This is a genomic window from Thioalkalivibrio sp. HL-Eb18 (assembly GCF_000364985.1).
Classification (GTDB): Bacteria; Pseudomonadota; Gammaproteobacteria; order Ectothiorhodospirales; family Ectothiorhodospiraceae; genus Thioalkalivibrio.
Genome location: NZ_KB822967.1, coordinates 1 through 20,471, shown reverse-complemented (window position 1 = coordinate 20,471; position 20,471 = coordinate 1). Strand labels below are relative to the sequence as shown.

Annotated in this window: 20 protein-coding genes; 9 read left to right on the top strand and 11 right to left on the bottom strand. The window is 64.0% G+C overall.

The features are described from left to right. The first annotated feature begins 368 nt into the window (after positions 1–368). The 3 genes from F813_RS0107415 (at position 369) to F813_RS0107405 (ending at position 2,946) form a co-directional block, all read left to right on the top strand. Positions 369–908 (top strand): HIT family protein, encoded by a 540-nt coding sequence (locus F813_RS0107415; RefSeq protein ID WP_012982811.1) that lies wholly within the window; start codon positions 369–371, stop codon positions 906–908. A gap of 205 nt (positions 909–1,113) precedes the next feature. Then, a complete protein-coding gene (locus F813_RS0107410; protein WP_012982812.1) occupies positions 1,114–2,112 on the top strand; it encodes a lyase in 999 nt (332 codons plus the stop codon). Positions 2,113–2,277: 165 nt separating this feature from the next. Next, positions 2,278–2,946 carry a c-type cytochrome gene (locus F813_RS0107405; RefSeq protein ID WP_012982813.1) on the top strand — a complete coding sequence of 223 codons (669 nt, stop codon included), beginning with the start codon at positions 2,278–2,280 and terminating at the stop codon, positions 2,944–2,946. 36 nt (positions 2,947–2,982) lie between these two features. Here F813_RS0107405 and F813_RS0107400 read toward each other — a convergent pair whose 3' ends face one another. Continuing rightward, on the bottom strand, positions 2,983–3,753 hold the full coding sequence (locus F813_RS0107400; protein ID WP_026148189.1) for a hypothetical protein: 771 nt from the start codon (positions 3,751–3,753) through the stop codon (positions 2,983–2,985). A 191-nt stretch (positions 3,754–3,944) separates the two neighbouring features. Here F813_RS0107400 and F813_RS0107395 point away from each other — a divergent pair, with 191 nt between their 5' ends. The 4 genes from F813_RS0107395 (at position 3,945) to F813_RS0107380 (ending at position 9,993) form a co-directional block, all read left to right on the top strand. Further along, on the top strand, positions 3,945–5,228 hold the full coding sequence (locus F813_RS0107395) for a hypothetical protein (RefSeq protein ID WP_017926074.1): 1,284 nt from the start codon (positions 3,945–3,947) through the stop codon (positions 5,226–5,228). A 565-nt stretch (positions 5,229–5,793) separates the two neighbouring features. Then, entirely contained in the window at positions 5,794–7,245 is a 1,452-nt protein-coding gene (locus F813_RS0107390) for a diguanylate cyclase (RefSeq protein ID WP_017926073.1), read from the top strand. A 140-nt stretch (positions 7,246–7,385) separates the two neighbouring features. Then, a complete protein-coding gene (locus tag F813_RS0107385; protein ID WP_012982817.1) occupies positions 7,386–8,543 on the top strand; it encodes a GGDEF domain-containing protein in 1,158 nt (385 codons plus the stop codon). 157 nt (positions 8,544–8,700) lie between these two features. After that, positions 8,701–9,993, top strand: a complete 1,293-nt coding sequence (locus tag F813_RS0107380) for an MFS transporter (RefSeq protein WP_017926072.1) — start codon at positions 8,701–8,703, stop codon at positions 9,991–9,993. 127 nt (positions 9,994–10,120) lie between these two features. Here F813_RS0107380 and F813_RS0107375 read toward each other — a convergent pair whose 3' ends face one another. The 8 genes from F813_RS0107375 to F813_RS0107340 form a co-directional block, all read right to left on the bottom strand. Further along, entirely contained in the window at positions 10,121–10,900 is a 780-nt protein-coding gene (locus tag F813_RS0107375) for a type II CAAX prenyl endopeptidase Rce1 family protein (RefSeq protein ID WP_017926071.1), read from the bottom strand. A gap of 121 nt (positions 10,901–11,021) precedes the next feature. After that, positions 11,022–11,903: a phosphatase PAP2 family protein gene (locus F813_RS0107370; RefSeq protein ID WP_017926070.1), complete on the bottom strand. Its 882-nt coding sequence runs from the start codon at positions 11,901–11,903 to the stop codon at positions 11,022–11,024. 103 nt (positions 11,904–12,006) lie between these two features. Further along, on the bottom strand, positions 12,007–12,339 hold the full coding sequence (locus F813_RS0107365; RefSeq protein ID WP_017926069.1) for an antibiotic biosynthesis monooxygenase: 333 nt from the start codon (positions 12,337–12,339) through the stop codon (positions 12,007–12,009). A 58-nt stretch (positions 12,340–12,397) separates the two neighbouring features. Further along, a complete protein-coding gene (locus F813_RS0107360; protein WP_017926068.1) occupies positions 12,398–12,718 on the bottom strand; it encodes a hypothetical protein in 321 nt (106 codons plus the stop codon). A 161-nt stretch (positions 12,719–12,879) separates the two neighbouring features. Beyond that, positions 12,880–14,163, bottom strand: coding sequence for a hypothetical protein (locus tag F813_RS14435; RefSeq protein ID WP_231289542.1), 1,284 nt, complete (start codon positions 14,161–14,163; stop codon positions 12,880–12,882). A 441-nt stretch (positions 14,164–14,604) separates the two neighbouring features. Beyond that, positions 14,605–15,234, bottom strand: a complete 630-nt coding sequence (locus F813_RS0107350) for a hypothetical protein (RefSeq protein WP_017926066.1) — start codon at positions 15,232–15,234, stop codon at positions 14,605–14,607. Between the two features lie 177 nt (positions 15,235–15,411). Further along, on the bottom strand, positions 15,412–15,669 hold the full coding sequence (locus tag F813_RS0107345; RefSeq protein WP_012982825.1) for a DUF2442 domain-containing protein: 258 nt from the start codon (positions 15,667–15,669) through the stop codon (positions 15,412–15,414). Beyond that, on the bottom strand, positions 15,641–15,886 hold the full coding sequence (locus F813_RS0107340; RefSeq protein ID WP_012982826.1) for a DUF4160 domain-containing protein: 246 nt from the start codon (positions 15,884–15,886) through the stop codon (positions 15,641–15,643). The genes F813_RS0107345 and F813_RS0107340 overlap by 29 nt, the downstream gene beginning before the upstream one ends. 399 nt (positions 15,887–16,285) lie before the next feature. On the opposite strand from F813_RS0107340, the gene F813_RS0107335 reads away from it, so the two are divergent. Next, positions 16,286–17,974 carry a diguanylate cyclase gene (locus F813_RS0107335; protein ID WP_026148185.1) on the top strand — a complete coding sequence of 563 codons (1,689 nt, stop codon included), beginning with the start codon at positions 16,286–16,288 and terminating at the stop codon, positions 17,972–17,974. Continuing rightward, a complete protein-coding gene (locus F813_RS0107330; protein WP_017926063.1) occupies positions 17,974–19,092 on the top strand; it encodes an alpha/beta hydrolase in 1,119 nt (372 codons plus the stop codon). Before F813_RS0107335 ends, F813_RS0107330 begins: the two co-directional genes overlap by 1 nt. 185 nt (positions 19,093–19,277) lie before the next feature. On the opposite strand, the gene F813_RS0107325 is transcribed toward F813_RS0107330, so the two are convergent. Next, positions 19,278–19,952, bottom strand: coding sequence for a nuclease-related domain-containing protein (locus tag F813_RS0107325; RefSeq protein WP_017926062.1), 675 nt, complete (start codon positions 19,950–19,952; stop codon positions 19,278–19,280). Positions 19,953–20,138: 186 nt separating this feature from the next. Continuing rightward, on the bottom strand, positions 20,139–20,471 hold a 333-nt coding region (locus F813_RS0107320), incomplete at its 5' end, for a transposase (protein WP_017926061.1).

The following is a 20,471-nucleotide window of genomic DNA, read 5'->3' as shown; positions in this document are numbered from 1 at the left end:
CACGGCCGCCCGGCGCGAATCCGGGCATCCGGTTTGTGCTGGCGCCGCGCATCCGCGCGACGGTCAAGGCGCGCGGCCTCCGCTGGCGCGGGGCGTACAGCCTCGACAAACGTATCGGGGGATGATGGGTCTGGCCGCAAACGGGCTCGAAGGAAGGACCGCAAAAACCCCTTACAATGCTAGGGAACTTACGTGGTGACTTGCAGGGCGTCAAGCGCGGTGGATGCAAACCGCGCGCGAAAGGCGCCTTAAAGAGCCTCGACCGGGGCATACCGCCAGGTGAACTTCATCGGCCGCAGGAGAACGAACAAGTGAAAATCCAGTAAGATCGTTGACTTACAAAACAAACCGATCAACCAGGCGTTTCGATGACCAGTGCCACAGCAGCCAACAAGGATTGTTACTTCTGCCGCGTCGCGGCCGGACTGGCCGATCCCCTCATCTACGAGAACCGCTCGTTCGTCGCCCTGTTCGACACCAACCCGGTCAACCCCGGACATGCCCTCGTCATCCCGCGGCGGCACGTGGTCTCCCTGTTCGAACTCAACGAGGACGAGCAGTCGGACTACTTCGACGCCGTTCATGGCGTACGCCGGGTGATCGAGTCGACCGACCTGGCCAGCCTGTACCGCAGCATGCTGGTCCGCGAGGACCTGAGCGAGCGCCCCAAGGACCATATCGAGGGCGTGCTGGAACTCCCCTTTCTGGGCAATCGGCCCGATGCCTACACCGTCGGCAACAACGACGGCCGCATGGCCGGGCGCAGCATCGATCACCTGCACGTGATTGTGCTGCCCCGCTACGAAGGCGATGTGGAAGACCCCCGTGGCGGCATCCGCAACGTGATCCCGGATCGAGCGAATTACCACCGACACGCCCACCCGGGCGTTCGCGCCGACCGCGCCTGACCCCAACCACCCTGCCCGTCCCCGGCATTGCGACGGGGCGGGCGATCGCCCGGTGAACCATTCCGTCACGCGGGCCGTCTACCGCGTAACCGGGTTTGGTGGCGTCTGCCTCCCGTGGCCGACCTGCCCTTCGCTCCTGGCAACGACGATTCCTCCAGGTGCTATAACCAACGTTCGGCAAGTGAGCCGTTCAGGAGTGGCAAACATGTTCAGATTCGTGGCGGCAGCACTGGCGGTTCCGGCCCTGGCCATGGGCCATACCGCGATGGCGGCGGACGATGCCGAACCCATTGGCTCGATTCAGGAATGGGAGGTCCCCTGGCCGAATACGCGCCCGCGCGACCCCTGGATGGGCCCCGATGGGCGCGTCTGGTTCGTGGGGCAAACAGGCCACTACGTCGCGACCCTCGATCCCGAAACCGGGGAATTCGAACGCTTCGACCTGGAATCCGGCGCGGGTCCGCATACGGTCATCACCAACGAAAGCGGCGCCTGGTATGCCGGAAACCGCGCCGACCACATCGGGCGCATCGACCCGGAAACCGGCGAGATCGAACGCTTCGAATTGCCAGGTGAAGGAAGACGCGACCCGCACACCATGGATTTCACCGAGGACGGCAACATCTGGTTCACGGTCCAGCACGGCAACCAGATCGGATATCTCGACGTAACCAGCGGGGACATCACGCTGCACGAGGTGCCCACCGACGGCTCCCGCCCGTATGGACTCATGCTGGATGGCAACGAACAGCCCTGGGTCACCTTGTTCGGCACCCACAAGCTCGCCACAGTGGCGGGCGTTGGCGAAGCCGTCGAGGAGATCGAACTGCCGCGCGACGACGCGCGCCCGCGCAGACCCACGGTGACCGACGACGGCCGCGTCTGGTATGTCGATTTCGCGGATGGCTACCTCGGCGCCTATGACCCTGCCAGCGGCGAGATCGAGGAATGGATCACGCCGGGCGGAGCGGCCGGTGCCCCCTACGCCATCACCACCGACGGCGAGGGGCGGGTCTGGTTCTCGGAGACGGCCCACTCGCCCAACCGGCTGATCGCGTTCGACCCCAGTACCGAGACCTTTCTGCCGGCACTGGAGCTCGCCGATGGTGGCGGGATCGTGCGCCACATCACCTACCACGGCCCCAGCAACACGATCTGGTTCGGGGCCGACACGGGCACCATTGGTCGCATCCAGCTGGATTGACCCATGTCTGAGCGGCGCTGCAGGGCGGGCCTTCCTTGCCACACGGCCCATCCTGCCTGCGCAGCATCCGCCCGCGTCCACCAACCCGTGGCACCAGTCGCAGCAATAGGGCCGTATACGGGCTACGATTATTCATCACGCTTCCACCGATGACCTCGCTTGCGTATGACACGTGTCTACCCGCCTCTCGGCCCGGCTGCCGGGCTCGCCCTCGCCTCGGCCTTGTTTGGTCTTCTGGCGGCCAGCGCCAGCGCGGACCAGGACCTCGGGGCACGCATCGCACAGGATGGCAACGAGCGCGGGGCGACCGCCTGCATTCAATGCCATGGCGAACAGGGTCAGGGTCAGTCGCAGCCGCCATTCCCGCGTCTGGCGGGGCTGCCCGAGCAGTACCTGGTGGAGCAGATGGAAGCCTACCGGGAAGGCCTGCGCCCGAACGCCACCATGGCGCAGATCGCACAAAATCTGGACGCCGACGAAATCGAAGCCATCAGCCGCTATTACGCCGAAATGGAACCGGCGGGCGGCCCGCACGACGTGCCGACTGACCTGGTGGACAAAGGGCGCGAAATCGCCCTCGACGGGCTTTCGGAACGCAACATCCAGTCCTGCGCCTCCTGCCATGGGGAAGAAGGACGCGAACGCAATCCCAGCCTGCCGCCGCTGGCTGGCCATCCCCCCCAATACCTGATGGCCCAACTCCAGGCCTACGCCCACGGCGCACGCGAAACCTCACTCGCCGGTCTGATGCAGGGAATCGTGAGCGAACTGGAAGAAGAAGAAATGGCCGCCCTGGCGGCCTACTACGCCTCCCTGCCGGCCAGCGACGAGTAACCAGGGCTCGCGGAGACCTGCCCATTCAGTCTGGCACTACTCCGCTTCCACCGCCCCCGTGGCCGGATCAAACACCCATGGTTCGTCGCCGAGGCGGAACCGAAGACTTCCCTCTTCCCAGCCCAGCGCCTCGTAGTGTTGGTCCTCCGGATCAAGGTCCCCGTGTTGATCGACGCGCACCGGGATCGCATTCGCTTCCACCGAGTCGCCCAGCGATTCGCGATCCACGACCGTCAGCGTACGGTTTCCTGCAGGTCCTTCCTGCGCGAACACCACGTGGTGCCCATCGCCGCTCCAGGGGCCAATCGTGACGCTGCCCCCGTACTGAAACGCCGCCGGGAACGCCTCGCCACTGTCCGCCCGTACCAGCCAGCCGGCGCTGTGGGCGGCACCGCTGGTGACCACCGCTACCCAGGTATCGTCCGGGGATGCCTTGGCCTCGCGGAATCGCGTCGCCGCACCGAAGGCGTTCTGCTCGTCCACTTGAATGTCGCCGGGCAGATCATCAATGTGGAGCAGCGTGGTGCCCTCTACTGTGCGAATTGATTCCTCACTCATGTCGAGCGGCGCCAGCATCGACGCCTCGTCATCGTCGGAGGATCGCTCCTCCTCGCCGGACGGCATGCAACCACCGGTCACGATCAGCGCCATTACGACGCCCAGGGCGAGCAAGGCTGCGGGGGATCGAACCGAGCGGCCATATCCAGGCCGCAATGCGCCCGCAGCCGATCGCTCCGCCAGCACATCCACTCCTTCTCGACTGTTCGTCGGACCTCGCATCACGCCACCATCGACGCGGACCCGCATGCGAGTCAAACCGCCCGTTCCTGCCAATGCCCAATGCCGAAGCACGTTGGCTCGCATGCCCGACAGGCCCGCACGCCCTGCTCGCAGGTGCGAAATGTCCCGACAGCGGCTATCTTCGTATCGCGGGACAGGGTAGTCCCGCTGTCGGGTCGACTGTCACGGGCCCGAACGAGCAACCGCAGGGGGAAAACATGCCAGGGAAATGGATCGTGGGCGGCCTTGCCGTGGTCGCCGCGGGTATCGGCTATTACCACTACGAGATTCGCCAGGTCGAGCAGAAGCTCGACGATATGGCACAGATGCTGGAGCCGCTCGGTACACTGCACTATGGAGCGGTAAAGATCGGCCTGAGCGGCGAGCTCCACGTCGACAGGCTCCTGTTCGAACCGCGCAGTACGGCTATCGGCCGCACACGGGCCGAACGCATCACGCTGGAAACCGGGAACCTGTGGCAGCTCCTCCGGCTGCGCCACACGCTGGATGCCCGCCGCCTGCCCCGGCAACTGGGCTTTGCGGTCAACGGTCTGACCCTGCCGCCCGGCCTGGCCACCGGCGCACAGGACGGCATTCCGGCCCTGTGGCTCGACACCGCCGGCTGCGGCGCCTACCAGGCGGCCCCTGCGGACGACCTCCTGGCCGCCCTCGGCTATCGCGACATCCCGCTGGACATGAGCATTCGCTACCGTCTCGAGGAGGACCAGAACCGTCTGACCGTGCACAGCACCTTTGGCATGGGCCCCTTGGGCCTGGGCACATCCACAGCGCATTTCAACATCCAGGCCGCCTCGAATCGCGCTCGCGATCTCGCACCCGCCCTGATGACCACCTCGTTGCAGTCCATGACCGTGGATTACGAGGACCGCGGGTACTATGCCGCCCTGATGGAGCTCTGTGCGGCCGAGATGGACATGGAGCACCGGGATTACCTCAAGCACCATCAGGCGGCCTGGGTCGAAGCCTGGGAACCGCTCGGTCTGCAGCCGGGGCCGCTGATGGTCGAGGCCTATGGCCACTTCATCCAGGAGCCTCGGGGCTACTCCGTCCGCATCGGCCCGATCGACAACCCCGCCCTGCTCTGGCCCGGCCTCGACTCCCCGACACAATGGCTACGGCAGGTCGAAACCAGCCTTAACGTGGCCGGCCGGCCCTTTGGTCGCATCGACCTGCGCCCGATCACGCCGCGCCCCGGGAGGCTCGCCGCGACCCCGAACACGGGATGGAACGCCACACCGGCCCTGCCATCCGATTCCGCCCGCCCCCCGCAAACGGCGCGGGACTCGGTGATCGCGTTGAATACACTGGGCGAACACATTGGCCGCAACCTGCAGATCACCCTCGCGGACGGTCGCGCCCGCAACGGCGAGCTGCTCGAAATCCATGAGGGGCATATCCGCGTACGCCGCCGCATCGGGAGCGGCTACATAGTCATGCCGATCGCACTCAAGGACATTAGCGAGGTCCACTCACTGCAATAATTCACGCCTTGGGAAACACTGATTAATGTACACGCTCGCTGCCTCAAAGCTTTTGCGTGCGTTTAATGCGCGGTCACTGCCGTGCAATCATTCTGCACAAGGGAACCGCAACGCCGTTCGCGCCCCCGTTTTTGATCCACAACGAGCGGCCGAGCCCCTTCGTTCATTAACTTGTGGGGTTGTCACCCCAGGGTCCCCGATCCTGCGTTGCGCCGCTTGTGGGTAGGACCACCACCCGCTGCGCGACGCGCCTTGCCTCGGAAAACCTGGGGTGCCAACGCGAGTGTGTACATTGATCGGTGCTTCCCTTGCGGCTCGACCCGGGCGCCAAAGCGAAACCCCGGCTTCACGCGCTGAGCCGCCCAAGGATGGTCTCGATCAACGGCAGACCATCATGGGCGCCCCTTCCTGCTGACTCTCCCTACTGATCGCATTGACCGTGGATACCCCGTTCCTTTGTCATTCCTTTTGCCTGTGGGCGCCTCCCCTCCAATGCTTACCCCGACCCGGCATTCTGGCATTCTGACGGTAGAGGCGTGACCAATGGTTTGGTCAGGGGACGTGGATGGCGTTTAAAGATCAGGACCAGTTCAACGCGCTGATCGTCGAGAACGCAGCGGTCTGGATCAATTCACTGGATGTAGACGGCCGCATCACCTTCTGGAACCGTGCGGCCGAGCAGATTAGCGGCTACTCCCGCGAGGAGGTGCTCGGGCACGACCGCGTCTGGGAATGGCTGTATCCCGAGCCCAACTACCGCGAGGCGGTCTTTGCCCGCGCCCGCCAGATCATGCAGCTGGGCAAGGGCCTGCAGGGCTTCGAGAGCACAATCCGCACCCGCGCCGGCGACGACCGAACGCTGGAGTGGCACTCCGAGCAACTGTTCGCAGCAGACGGGCAATTGCTTGGGGCAAGCGCCGTCGCCATCGACATCAGCGACCGTCGCCGTCTGGAGACCGCCCACGATCGGCAATATCGCCTGCAGGGCATGATCGCCGAGATCTCCGCCGCACTGATCAACATCACGGCCGAAGACATCGACCGGGTCGTTGAAGAGAGCCTGTCCCGGCTGGGAAACTTCTTCGGCCTCGGGCGCGCCTACGTATTTCGTTTCGATCTCCCCGCCGGGCAGATGAGTCTGGTGAATGAATGGTGCGCGCGCGGCGTACAAGCTTACCGCGACCACCTCCAGGCGATTCCACTGCACGAACACAACTGGGTCACCTCACAGATCCTCGCGAGGAAGGTCGTGCACGTGCCAGACGTCCACGAACTTCCGGCAGAAGCGGCGGTGGAACAGGAGGAATTCCGTCGCGAACAGATCCGGTCCCTGCTGCTGATCCCCCTCGTCAGCGACCAGAATGCGTTCGGCATGCTTGGATTCGATGCCGTGGAGGCGCCGCATCGCTGGACCGACGATCAGATCACCGCGCTGCGGCTGGTCGCCGACATGATCGCCGGCACCCTGGCGCGCAAGCAGGTGGAGCAGGAACTGGCACGCCAGGCGCGCGTGGACGGACTGACCGGCCTCGCCAACCGACGCGAGTTCGACCACCAGCTCGAGCGGGAATGCGCCGCCCGGCGCGAGCGCTCCCTCTCGCTGCTGATGATCGATATCGACCACTTCAAGCCATACAACGACGCCTTCGGCCACCAGGCCGGGGATGACTGCCTGCGGGCGGTGGCCGACGTGATCCGCTCGATACTGAACCGCCCCGCCGATGTCGGCGCCCGCTACGGTGGCGAGGAATTCGCCTGCGTACTGGCCGATACCAACCCCGAGGGAGGGCTGCGGGTCGCCGAACGCATCCGCGAGGCGGTGTACGGGCTCGACCTGAAACAGCCCGACACCGACGAAGGGCGCGTCACCATCAGTATTGGCGTGTGCAGCGTCCACACCCGGTGGCCCGTGGAGCCCAAGGCTCTGCTGCGCCAGGCAGACGAAGCGCTCTACCGCGCGAAACGCGCCGGCCGCAACCGGGTCGAGGCACTGACGCTGCCCGAGGCCTCCTGGTAGCCCGGGTATGCCGGTCTACGTCCCGGCCCCTTCCTCCCCCTGACAACGAAACGCTGCCTCATAAGACCCGCCAGCTGCGGTATGCTGCGACTCGACGTTCCGGATCACGAGCAACACCTCGATTCACACCCGGACCTGCGATGCCCAACGATTCGCACCAACCGCCTTTATCACTCGCCTCGCTAGCCGTTTACGTCCGCCTGTTCCTCCGCGCCCTGCGCGCCCCGGAATACAAGGCGGCACGCGTCCGCGACAATGCCCTCTTCGGCGCGGTGGCCTCGGCGATCACGGCCGTATTCGTGTTGCTCACGATCCTGATGGACTACGCGATCGACCCGGTCCACTTCACCGACGCGATCGGGCTGCGCCTGGCTCAGTCCGCTTCGGTCATGCTGCTGGCGTGGGTCTTCTGGACCTGGCCGGGGTCTCTCGCGGCACGGATCGTGTTCATCGTGGTCCCGATGTTCGTGCTGATCACGTTCCTCGAAATCCTCGCACGCCTGGAAGGCGGCGCGGCCTACGGCATCGGCGGCATCCTCTACTTCTTCATCTTCATGCCGTTCATGGGCCGGCCCCTGGGGCTTGGGTTCAACCTGTTCGCCCTGGCGGTCATCGCCATCACCCCCACCCTCCTGCACGCCGCCGGATTCGTGCAGCACCTGAACCTGGCCGTCTACCACTCCTATGTCTGGGTGGCCTTCCTGCCCTTTGCCCTGATCCTCACGCTGGTCGAGTTTCTCTACTGGCGCCTGTATGAGACACGCATCGAGCTGACGCAACAGGCCGAGCGTGACCCGCTCACCGGCCTGCCCAACCGTCGCCATTTCTTCCGGGTGGCCCCCCGCCAGTTGGCGATAGCGAACCGTACCGGTCAGCCCGTGAGCGTCCTCTTCGTCGACATCGACCACTTCAAGCAGGTGAATGACACCCACGGCCATGCGATGGGCGACCGCGCCCTGTGCCATGTCGCACGGCTGCTGCAGGCAACCTTCCGCGAGAGCGATCTCGTCACCCGGCACGGCGGCGAGGAGTTTCTCGTCTGGCTGCAGGGCACCGGTCCCCGTGATGCAGAACAGGTAGCCGAACAGCTGCGCGCACGCATCGATCGCGAGCCCCTCGCCGAGGGCGGCTCGGGGCATCCCCCTATCCCCCTGACCGTCTCGATCGGCATCGCGAGCCACATCCCCGAGAGCCCGGAAGCGCTGGACACGCTGCTGACCCGAGCCGACGACGCCATGAGCACCGCCAAGCGTCAGGGCCGCAACAAGGTCGTCCTGGCATCGTCTCAACAATCCTGACCGCCCATTGAGTGCAACCATCCCCCGCCCGGCTTGGAACATCAAGACGTTCCAGTTGCCCTCTACCCTGGGCGGTTCCCCGGCTTGACTCGGCTTGTCGGCCGGCCCGGGGCTGGCACAAACTGCCGGTATCGCCCGTCCACCGAGACCCGACGCATTGGCTCGCCTGCTCATCCCCATCGCCGCCATTCTCGCCTCCATCACCGTCCTGGTGATGGGCAGCGGTCTGATGGGGACGCTGGTCAGCACACGCCTGAGCCTCGAGGCCATCGATCCCCAGTTCAAGGGGCTTATCATGTCCGCCTACTACATCGGGCTGGTCATCGGAGCCCAGCAGGGCGACTGGGTCGTGCGGCGCACCGGCCATATCCGCGCCTTCGCAATCTTCGCGGCGATCGCCACCGTCGCAGTGCTTCTTCTGGGACTCCATGTTGCCGTCTGGGCCTGGTTTGCCCTGCGCGTGGTGATCGGGTTCTGTCTCGCGGGCGCCTACCTGGTGGTCGAGAGCTGGCTCAACGCCCGAACGGAGAACCGAACACGCGGCCGGGTGTTCTCCATCTACCAGTTCCTCGCCTACCTCGGGCTGGCGGCCGGCCAACCTCTGCTCAACCTTTACGAACCCGTCAGCACCGAACTCTTCATGGTCGTCGCGGTACTGTTTGCCCTCTGCCTGGTGCCGGTGGCTCTGACACGCACCGGGATGCCCCCGGACACCCCTGCGCACAAACGCATGCAGCTGCGCCAAGTCGTGACCGTCTCGCCCCTGGCGGCAATCGTCTGCGTCGCCGCCGGACTGGTCAGTGGCGCCGCCTTCACGTTGACGCCAGTCTTCGCCCTGCGCATGGGACTCGACATCGCCGGGGTATCGCTGGTCATGACCAGCCTGATTCTAGGCGGCATGGCGCTCCAGTGGCCGATCGGCTATTTCTCGGATCGCTACGGCCGCCGGCCGTTAATGATCGTGGTCGGTGGTGGCGTGGCCCTGGTCTCGCTCGCGCTCGTCGCCGCCATCGGCCCTGCCCCGCTCTGGGCCATCCTCACACTCGCAGCGGTGTTCGGCGGGCTCGCGTTCACCCTTTACCCGCTGAGCGTCTCCCACGCCAACGACGTCCTCCAGCCCGACGACTTCGTGGCGGTGACCGCGGCCCTGCTCTTCCTCTGGGGACTGGGGGCCGTCGCGGGCCCAATCGTCGGCGGGTGGGCCATCGCCTGGCTGGGCGGGGTCGGGCTGCTGGCCTACATGGCCACCATCGGCGCCCTGGTCGCACTGACCGCATGGCTGCTCAGGCGCGACACGGCCGAGGCTCGCGAGCCCTTCCGCACCCTCACCCGCACCACCGCGGTGATCCACCATCTCGACCCGCGGGCACTGCCCCAGGCCGCCGCCGAGGAGGGAACGCCCCCGCAAGACACAAACGACCCACCATCGAAGGGCCCACAAGGCGACTAACCTTCAACACAAAGTGATGTCGAGGTGTATTGACCTGTTCCGGTTCTTGCGTACACCCGTGGCCAGAGCCGGCCGTTGGCCCTGCGCAGCCTCAAAGGCGAAAGACCCGCGCGCTCCCGGCGCCCGCTCATTGCAGCGATGTCACGATCCGATCCGCGAACCAGGCCACCACGTGGGCAAGGGCGTGCGCCATCATTGCCGCTTCCAGACCGTAGCGCCAGAACAGATAACCGAACAGAACGCCAAACACCCCGTTGGCGCCTATCACAAACAGCACGACCTCAGGCGTCCAGGTCTCCAGATGCACCGCAACGGCGGGGAGATGCCCTGCGCCGAACAGCACTGCGCTCGCAACGATGGCGAGCCAGACATACCCCGCGCGAGGTACACCCTGCCGCCGTTGCAGTAATCGCCACGCCAGCCAGACCAGCAGGGTCATGACCCCCCATCGCAAGAGCAACTCTTCCGTAATGCCCCCGTAGAGCACGCGCGCGAACAGTGGCACAGTGAACTGAGGCTCGACCCCGGCAACGGCTGCCGGCGAGGCATAACCGCCGATCGCAAAGAGTCCGATACCCGCCACCCCACCGGCCAGGAGCCCGGGCAGGATCTGGGGCCCCAGAGCCGCCAGAACCGGCCGACTGAATGCCACCGCCTCGAACCCCGGAGCACGAAGGCCCACCTTCGGACCGAGCAATACGCCGCACCACACCGCCAGCGCAACCACGAGCGCGCCCTGCACAAGACTGGCCAGGGACACGACCCACAAGGCGGGAACGCCCGCACTCCCGTCGACCAGCTGCGGCAGCACCGTGACCACGAGAGCCACCACGCCAACCATCCCCGTGATGAATAGCAGCAGCCCAAGCCACAGCCTGGGATCGGGCCTGGGTGCACTCGTTTTCATGGGTCCGTCCCGCGTCGGAAAGCTCAGCGCACCCTCAAGTCCCCGGAACCCCTTGAGGCGGCGACAGCACGTGCTTGCGGCATCTCACTCCTTGCCGCCTCGCTCGTCCAGTAAACACCGATCAATGTGCACGCCCGTGGCCCGTATGCTGCCGCAGGCGCAACTGCTCGGCCATGACAAAACCGACCAGCAACCAGAATGCACCCACCACAAACCCCGCAACGACATCACTGAGGTAATGGAGCGTCAGCAGCATGCGGCTGAACCCGATCATTGCCACCAGTACCGCCGTCCAGTAGACCAGCTCGAAACGCCGACGAGCCGTCACAAGATGGCGCGCGACGATATACGCCACAAATCCGTACACCGCCATCGCCCCGGCCGCATGCCCGCTGGGAAAAGACGGTGACGTCGCGGCGATATCGAACAGAAACTCGGGGCGTTCGCGGTCCAGCACTCGTTTCGTCACATAAATGGTGATCTGGGATCCGATCAGCGTCGCCCACAACCCCGGGATCATATAGGCGTGCCGAAGACCCCAGACGAGTGCCGTCGTCACCACTACAACGGCCGTAAGCGCGACCGATCCACCCAGCCCTGTAAACCAGGCCAACGCCGCCACGGTAGTGTCCGTACGAAATGGCGCCAGCATCGCATTCACGGCCGTATCCAGCCGCACCAGCTCATCGGCCTCGACCAGCTCCTCGATCAGACCCGCGAACAGTCCCAGCAGATACACCGCCGAGATCACGATCAGCGTCAACGGCAGACCGGCAAACCGGCGCGGCGTCAGCCGGGCCTCCGTCCAGTACATCAAACGCGGAAACCGCGACCGCGCGGCCGACACGACCGACCGGATGCGTTCGTCCTTCGCCGCCTGCCCCACCTGCTCGTACAGCCGGATACCCAAGCCCCAGCCAAGCCGGGCCACCCACAAGGCCAGCCACCGCACACCCAGCACCCCGGCCAGCAGACCCAACAGAAGCAACCCGTCCCAGAGCATCAACCTTCCCCTGCGGTGTGCGGCCTCGTTTCATCCAAAAAACATGGGTATCCCCGCCGATCTACGTGGGCCCCAAGCCTGAGGCATCCCTACAACCGAAGCGTCAGCGATGAGTCGTGTCGTCCGTTCCGGGTGGATCGACGCGCCATTCGGGGTCCGCGAACTCGCCAATCACCCGCACATCCACACACGCCGCCTGCTCGGCAATGATACGGCGCACGTTCTCCGGCTGGTCCGCCTCCATCGCATCGCGCTGGTCCTTCGACTCCCAGTAGGCGATGGCCAGCAGTACGTGCGGGTCGCCAATCTTCCGGTGCAAGCGAGTGCCACGGGCACCCGGGGCCTGCTGGATGATCCGGCTGGCCCGCACCCAGGCATCCGCATACTGCTCGGCTGAACAGCCCGGCCGGAGACGGATCTCGAACACAAAAATCATCCGCCCCTCTCCGCAGTCAGCAAGGCCATGCGGTCGCAGCGATGCGTTAGCGGACGGGTCAGTCGTGGAAGATGATGCGTGCGCCGACGGGGTCGATATCCACGCGACAACTTGCGTACTCGCAGGCGTCCGCAATGTCGTTCAGCTTGGGCATGTCATTAAGCTCGGCCAGCTTCCGCACCAGGCCTGCACCCTCGCAGCCGCGCTGCATTCCGCTGTCCGGGTCCGTCTTGCATCCAAATTCGCTGCCATCCACCGACCAGTCCATACCCGATGGCATCATCAAAACCACCGGCTCCTCGTGCATCACCTGGAATTTCACTCGTCCCGCGTTCCGTCCGTCCTGCCAGTCCACGGTCGGGATGTTATCGCTGGCCATGAGGTCACTCCTTCCCGGTATCCCGGGCAGTCTTTCGGCCTTCCCTGTGACGCTAGACCGCTTGCCGACAATGCTCAAGCAACGACACCCCTTTATCGGACCTCGCAAGCTCATATCGAGACGAAATCACGGCTGGCCTCTTCTTCGCTGTTGTCCTCGAGTCAGTAGGGGACGGGGCCCCACTCCCGGCGCAACCGCGTCAGTGTCGGATCGAATTGGCAGCCGATCCGGCGGTCCACCTGCTCGAAATGGCGTGTCAGCTCCGGCATGGCCTGACGCAGCTTTTCCACTTCGTCCGGAGGGATCTCCGGATCGCCCTCCTCCAGGCAGATTCGCGCCAGATCATAGGCCCAGGCCTGACCGAGGTAATTCACCTTGTGGTGATCACAAACGTCTTCCGTACCCCGCGCTACCTGGATCAATTGCCGCGTGAACTCATCGTACTGCCGATGCTTGATGGCGCATTGCTCGCCCCCGCCGGGCGCGCCCGCGACGCCCTCGGCCACCGACTCCGGCGTTACCCCCGTCAGGGTCGGGTCATACTCGTCGTCCAGGACTGCGGCCAGTAGCGCGTCCGTCGTCTCGCCGGTCTCCCGCCATTGCTCGGCGGCCTCGGCCAGCTGACTGCGTTCCTCGTGCAGTTCACTGTACTGCTCCACCGAGCGCTGGACCTCTTCATCAAGACGCCAGTAGGCCTCCAGGGTCGGTCGCGCGTCCCGGTTCAGTTCCGATTCGCACCGATCCTCCATGCGCGCCTGATCGTTCTCCCATGCGCGACGCCCATACTGTTCAAAACAATACGGGATCGCCGCCCGGGCAATCGAGTCGTCCATATCCGGGGCACCGAAGGCCGGGTGCACCTGCCACCGCCTTTCCAGTTCATCCCGGAGATCCTCCTGCTGAGTCGTCAGCGCTTCGTAATGCGCGCGCCGGCGATCCAGCTCCTCATCCTGCTGCTCCAGGGCCACCCGCACCCGCTCGCCGTCACCTTCCAGCCCCGCATCGTTCCGAGCGACGGCGGGGTCCTCATTGCCGTCCTCCGGACCGTTGTCCGCAACCCGCTGTTCCCCGCCATCCGCCTCCGGCTCTGATTTTGACTCCAACTCCGGCGCCTCGGCCTCCGGATACGCCTCCAACAGCTCCTCGTAGCGCGCCTCCGGGTCGTCCGAGTCTTCAATGCGCGCCACCATTCGCTCGAACACCACCTCCCGCAGTGGCGTGGCGGGATAGGCCTCGAGGAATTCCCGATACGCCTCCAGCGTGTCCCGCTCACGATACGGCTCGAAATCTTCCTCATCGCCACGGGGTTCCAGCTCCAGATGGATCGCGATGGGCTCGCCCCCCATAGCCGACGTGGGCTGCTGATGAAGCTCCGAGTCGTGATACCCCTCCTTTCGCGCCAGGAAGTACATCCCGGACCACCCCTCGGACCGCGAGGTCGTCAACCGGAATGGGGTCGTCGTATAGTGAAAAAGGCGATCCGGACGATCCCCTCGATAGATCTCGGCTCCTGGCGGATCCGACGTCAGCACATACTGGGTAGGCCCATGCTGGGGCCCGGCACATCCCGACAGACCCCAAGTCATCCATAGCCCAACCGTAGCAACCGCTACCCGTCTCAGCCCCCTGATCATCCTGCCACTCCCTGGCCCGTCGCCCGTGCCAAACGAGCCTAGGCCAGTCCGTGTGAATATGCCATCGGAACCATTGACGGGCCTTGCCTTCGGTCAGACACGTTCCTAGTAATTCTGGATGCGCTCTTCCCTGCCACTCTCCACGTTCACCGTGCCGGCGTGATCACTCTTCGCAACATTCCTACGGTCTGGGATCTCCAAGGAGGTACACCCTGAATCGGACCGGGATCGTCTTTGTGCTTTCGCAGCGAATCAGAGGCGTGGATTCCGCCGGCCCAGGCTCCCCGAATCACGTGCCTTGGAGGACGGGCCGAACAACGTGGCAAGAATCATCCGCGTGGAGATCGCGATCAGCACCACTCCCAGTAGCAGCATGCCATCGACCACCCAGCCGTTCTCGAACCAGGGCAGCAGCGGATCCGAATTTCCAAGTCGTTCCGCCAGACCGAGTCCCACCAACATCGCTCCGGGCGTATGCACCAGGACAGCAAGCCGCATCGTCCGCGAACGGCCATCCTGTCCCGGGGTCAAATCGTTTCCATGCCGCGAATCGGACTCCCGCTCCGCAACGTCGGTCACGAGAGGGTCGCGATCCGGAGTCACATTCATCTCCTGCGTTGGCGATACGGACAGGTATCGCCGCATGAACATCCGACCAAGACCGGCGGGAACGACCACAAACGCCAGAAACAAGATTGTCAGCGCCACCCCCATCGACGGATCACCACCGGCGATAGCCCAGCCTGCAAACAGCACCACAACGGGGAGAATCAGCGTTGCGAGGGCGTACCGCACCCGAGGCCCCAGTGCGGCCCGCCTGGCGAGAAACAGGATTCCCAGTGCGACCAGCACTGCGGGGATATACAGAATCAGTAAAACCATGCGCGCCTCCATGCGTCGCTTATCACTACTCTTGGCCCGAGTCAGATCAGGCCTACTAATCCAGGGACAAAACCCGAGCCCACAATTCCTTCTCTCAACCAGCCCGTGATCGATCCGGGGGCGCGTCCTCGCGTAGTGACGAAAAGCCGTGAAAGTCGTCCTCAGGTTTAAAAACCTTTAACGAGCGGGAGCAGGTGCGCCTCGCAGCAGTCCTTCGGTGCTCAGGTTCTCGTCGAGCTCTGGCCAGTGAATCCCGTAGCCTCCCGCGGAGATCTCCCAGATACGCAGTTGCGCGGGCGTTGCGTGTGCGAGGCGTGGGTACCACTCCAGCGGAACCGAGATTCGACGGCCATCCATCAGGCCGACCACCAGGTCATGCTCGGTGAAACCCACCGACGCAACACGCTCATCCGGGTTCGTGGCCAAAGAACTCATGCCAAGCCTCCAACCGCTCCGGCTGCCGACCCTCGACAACGTCCCGAATCCGCCGCAACGCGTGCGCCGGAAACCCCATATTCCGCGCCAATGCCACCCGGCGCAACCAGAACTTCGCCGAGCACTTTCCACGGTCTACATGCACATGCGGCGGCTCGTCCGGCTCATGGCTGAACCAGTAGAAGCGGTAGGGCCCACCCCTGAACACCGTCGGCATCCGCGCCTCCCCTGAAACCGCGCTGGTTCAACGACAGTCGGCTGGAGCCAGAAAGATCCGGGCCGACATGCCCACACCCTTGATGCTGCGACGGCCACACAAGGCCCTTGGGGTCAGACCTTGCCTTTTGCCCGTCTCGATGTGCCGTAGGGGCAAAAGGCAAGGTCTGACCCCATGCGTCTCACGGGACATTCGGTGTTCCTTTAATGGCAGACTGCATGTAAGCCAAGCCTGATTCGGGTCCGTTGCAATGCTCTTCGACATAACACGGTGAGAATGAAGCGCCCTCCTCCCCTGCTGTCCACCGGTTTCGAGCCTCAACGTGCAAGCCCCTTCCAATGGCTTGGGCTGGCCCTCTTGGTCTCCCTGTTCCTGTGGATTCTCTTTCCCCCGGCGGTCTTGGCCTCCACATCCACCGAACAGACGATCGAGATCGGCGAGCTCGGCGAGCTCGGCAGCATGACGCTGCGCGAACCGGCGACCTTCTGGGTCACCAACCGCGCGTACGAGCCATCTGAACTGCCGCTCAATCAGTTCCGCCCTCTGACCAGTGATCAAATCAACCGCGGCATCACACAAGATGCCCACTGGGTCCGGGTCCGGCTGTCCAATGCAGACGCGGAACAGGCGCAACACTGGGTTCTGCACCACGAGACCAGCTACCTGGATGAAATGGCCGTCTATTTCTCCGATAACGGCGCCCCACTGGAAAAAGTGCTGCTCAGTGACCGGCAGCCCTTCGCGGAGCGCCTGCTCAACTACCGGACACTCGCGTTTCCCCATACCACCCCGGCGGATGGTTACACCGACCTGCTTCTCCGGCTGCAGTACACGAAGCCCGACGCCATGTCGCTGAACGTCTTCCTGAGCCGTGCAGATCACTTCCACAGCCAGTCACGGGGCGAGTACCTCATCTACGGTGGTTACTACGGCCTGTTGGCGGCTCTGATCATCATCGCCGGGACGTTCTCGCTGATCATGCGCCAGGGTGTTTACCTGTGGTACGCCGCATTCCTGCTGGCCAGCATTCTGATGTGGGCGCTGCTGAACGGTTTTGCCTTCCAGTATCTCTGGCCCAATTCCGTGTTCTGGCATAACGAGGGCTTTCACATCATATTCCTGGCGGTCGCCATCACCGCCCTGCAGTTCTCGCGCCTGTTTCTCCAGACTCGATACTGCTGTCCCCGCATCGACAAGGTCATCCTTGCGGCCCAGGGCATCATGGTTGCCGGAATCGTCTTGCGGTTCGCAGGCTTCTACACGCCAGTCCTGTACCTCTCCTTCGCCTCCCTGGCCCTACTCGCATTGCTACCCATCCTGGGCGCGATCGCCTACCGGAACGGCATGCGGTATTCCCGCTGGTACACAGTGGCCTGGAGCCTCTACGGTCTGGGCCTGCTGATCAGTGTGTTCAGCGCCGGCACTTCATTGTTTGCATGGGGCATGGCACCACTGGCGTACGCCCAGGCCTTTAGCGCGCTCGAAGCCGTGTTCCTGCTGGTAGCTTTGGGAGAAAGGTTGATCGACTGGGACCGGGACCGCCTGCAGGCGCTGAAGATCGCCAACCAGGACCCGCTCACCGGGCTGGGCAACCGCCGCGCACTCAACGAGGCATTTGATCGCGTAAACGCAATCCCCCGATCCAGCGAACGGTCGGTATTCCTGATCATGATCGACCTGGACAACTTCAAGGCAATCAATGACCACTATGGCCATGATGCCGGCGACCGCATCCTCACCCGACTCGGCAACCTCCTGCTGCAGTTATCCCGGCCTCAGGACATCTGCATCCGCTACGGTGGCGAGGAATTCGTCATCCTGCTTGAGGCACCCGGCCCGGAACAGGTTCGCCTGATGGCCGAGCGGATCCGCAAAGAATTTTCCGACACGCCCACGGATTACGAGGGCAACCACATCGAGCACACTCTGACAGCCGGCATCGGCATGGCCCCTTCAGTCGGTCGCCGGTTTGATCCGGACGCCCTCATCCGTCAAGCCGATGCCGCTTTGTATCAAGCCAAAAACGCCGGGCGGAACCGAGTCGTCTTCCAAATGAGTGAACCAGAACCCCCAGAAGGTCAGGACTAGTGCTTCGCATCGCTGCCGTGTTGCTGGGCCTTGTGATGCTTGCCAGCTACATCGGAGTGCAAAACTGGGAGGCCATGCGGGTGCTCCAGGACATCGAGGCCGGTGACGGACCGAGCGCGCTGAAGGACCGCACCCCGGAACCCGCGCGCGAAACGCTTACGGTCACGACGAGCGAAGGGGACATCGAAGCCGACCTCTACCATCCCCGGCAGGATGTCGGCGCCCGTACTGTCCTTGTGCCGGGCTTTACGCCAGAGGGCAAGGACGACCCTCGCCTGGTACAACTCGCCAATACACTGGCCCGGGCACGCTTCCTGGTGCTGGTCCCCGATCTGGAGGGCACGAAAGCCCTGAGGATCCGCACCCAGGATGCCGCCGCCATCGCCGATGCCGCTGCCCTGTTGTCCCGCCTGGAGGCAGAGCGCAGCCCGGATGACCAGGACGTCGGGGTCGCGGCAATCTCTTACGCCGTGGGCCTGGCCGCGCTCGCGACGCTAACGCCACACGGAGAAGCGAGCATCGACTTCCTCGTCGGGATCGGCGGCTACTACGACACGAAGAACGTCATCACCTTCGCCACTACCGGGGCCTTCCAGGAGCCCGGGTCAGACCGCTGGATGACCAGGACTCCCGATCCACTGGCGAAGTGGCTATTCCTGCGCGGCAATCTGCACATGCTCGATATCCCCGCAGACCGCGAGATCCTCGACGAAATTGCCTGGCGGCGCATGGACGATCCCGAGGCCCCCATCGACGAGCTGGCCGCCGGTCTGGGCGAAGAGGGGCAAAGCCTATTGGCGTTAATCCGGAACGATGACCAGGAACGCGTGCCGGGGCTCCTCGAAGAGCTACCTGCAAGCGCGCAGGAGGCCATCGAGATGCTATCCCTGGCCCACCGGGACCTCTCGCACCTTTCCAGCGGGGCGCTCCTGATCCACGGCCGCGACGACAACATGATTCCCCACACCGAAAGCGAGCGCCTCGCCCATGCAGTCGGCGAGACCGACCTGCATCTGATCGATGGCTTCTCCCACATCGATGCGCGAGGCGTGGGCCTGGTGGGCCAGTGGCAGCTCATCCGTGCCGTAACCAACCTGTTGGCTTGGCGGGACAACTGACCTGCGACAGAGGCATCTTCTGGGGGAATATCATGGGTGTCCTCTTCGTTCGTGACGACGCCCCGTTATTGGCCTCGCAAGCTAATATCGAGACGAAATCACGGCTGTCCTCTTCTTCGCTCTTTTGAGGCCGATCTTTTTTGTTCTTTCCGCGAGTTAACGTAGTCTGACCCCGCTGTTTCCCTCTATGACGCGCTGCGAACGTGTCGGCTCAGCGAGCTCGCGAGCAGATGTACATCCGTATCCGGCATCACTCGGTCACTGTGATCAATGAATGCCGGCAGGGCCTTCGGATTCAGCACCCACACATCACTGCCCCTTGATTCCGCTGTGGGCTGGATAAACCATCCCGGAAACACCACCACCGGCCGTACCGTAACCGTCTTCCCAGTCGTCTCGGCAACTTGTTCCCGAACCCATGCCGCGCACGCCCGTGCCTGGCGGACCGGGTCACGCTCCGGCTCATATCCCGCCACCCTTACCTTCTCTCCATCGAACACTATCTGCGCACCACCTTTCACTGGCTTGGAATATGTCTTCGTTTCAACCGCATACACCCCGCTCGGATGAATCACAACGTGATCCACATTAAATCCGTCACCAGGCAGATCATGGAGCACATGTGCACCTCGGTCGCGCAAACGTTCGAGGTATTGCCCGACGGCCTTCTCGCCATCCAGCCCCTGCCTCAAGCTCCGCACCCGAACACGTGTTCGCCACACAAGAATTGCAACGCCCACTACCACAAGAGTAGTGACCACGGTCCACGTCCCCAGGGCAAATTTGAATCCCGTCCACCAACGTATCCATTCCAGTAGCGCAATGCTCACCATGACCATGGCCACTGCCACGTAGGCCATTGCACGGTCGTTGATTAGGCGATCGATTTCCCTCTCTAGCGACTCGCCCGGATTCCGGAGTGGCTTCGCCCTTAGCGGCGATCGTTTCTTCGACACGTTGGTCGCTCCCTGCGTCATCTCACTGTAGGCGCTGCGAGCCCGGGTTCGGACCTCGCTACCTGAATGGTTTCACAAGAAATCACCTGATTAGCAACGAGAGTCAGCCAGTCGCAGAACCCGCTCGGGCACGGGCCGGCAGTGCACGGCGGCGACCAGCAGTCGCGCCGGCAACGTCGCCAGATCAAAGCGTCGGTTGAAGCGGTAGGCGAATGCCGCGAGGTAACGGGCTGCGTACTTGGCGAACGCAAATGCATGGTAGCTCCCGCTCAGGCTGGTTTTGAGGTTGCCGAGCACGGTGTTGATCCATTGGAATTCGGGAAGATCCTGGGGTTTGCGCCCGGCCACGACCGTCGGCTGGTGCCGGCAGTCGGCCCTTGCGACGGCGCGGAAGCACGCCAGGCCATCGGAGTGAACCGTGCT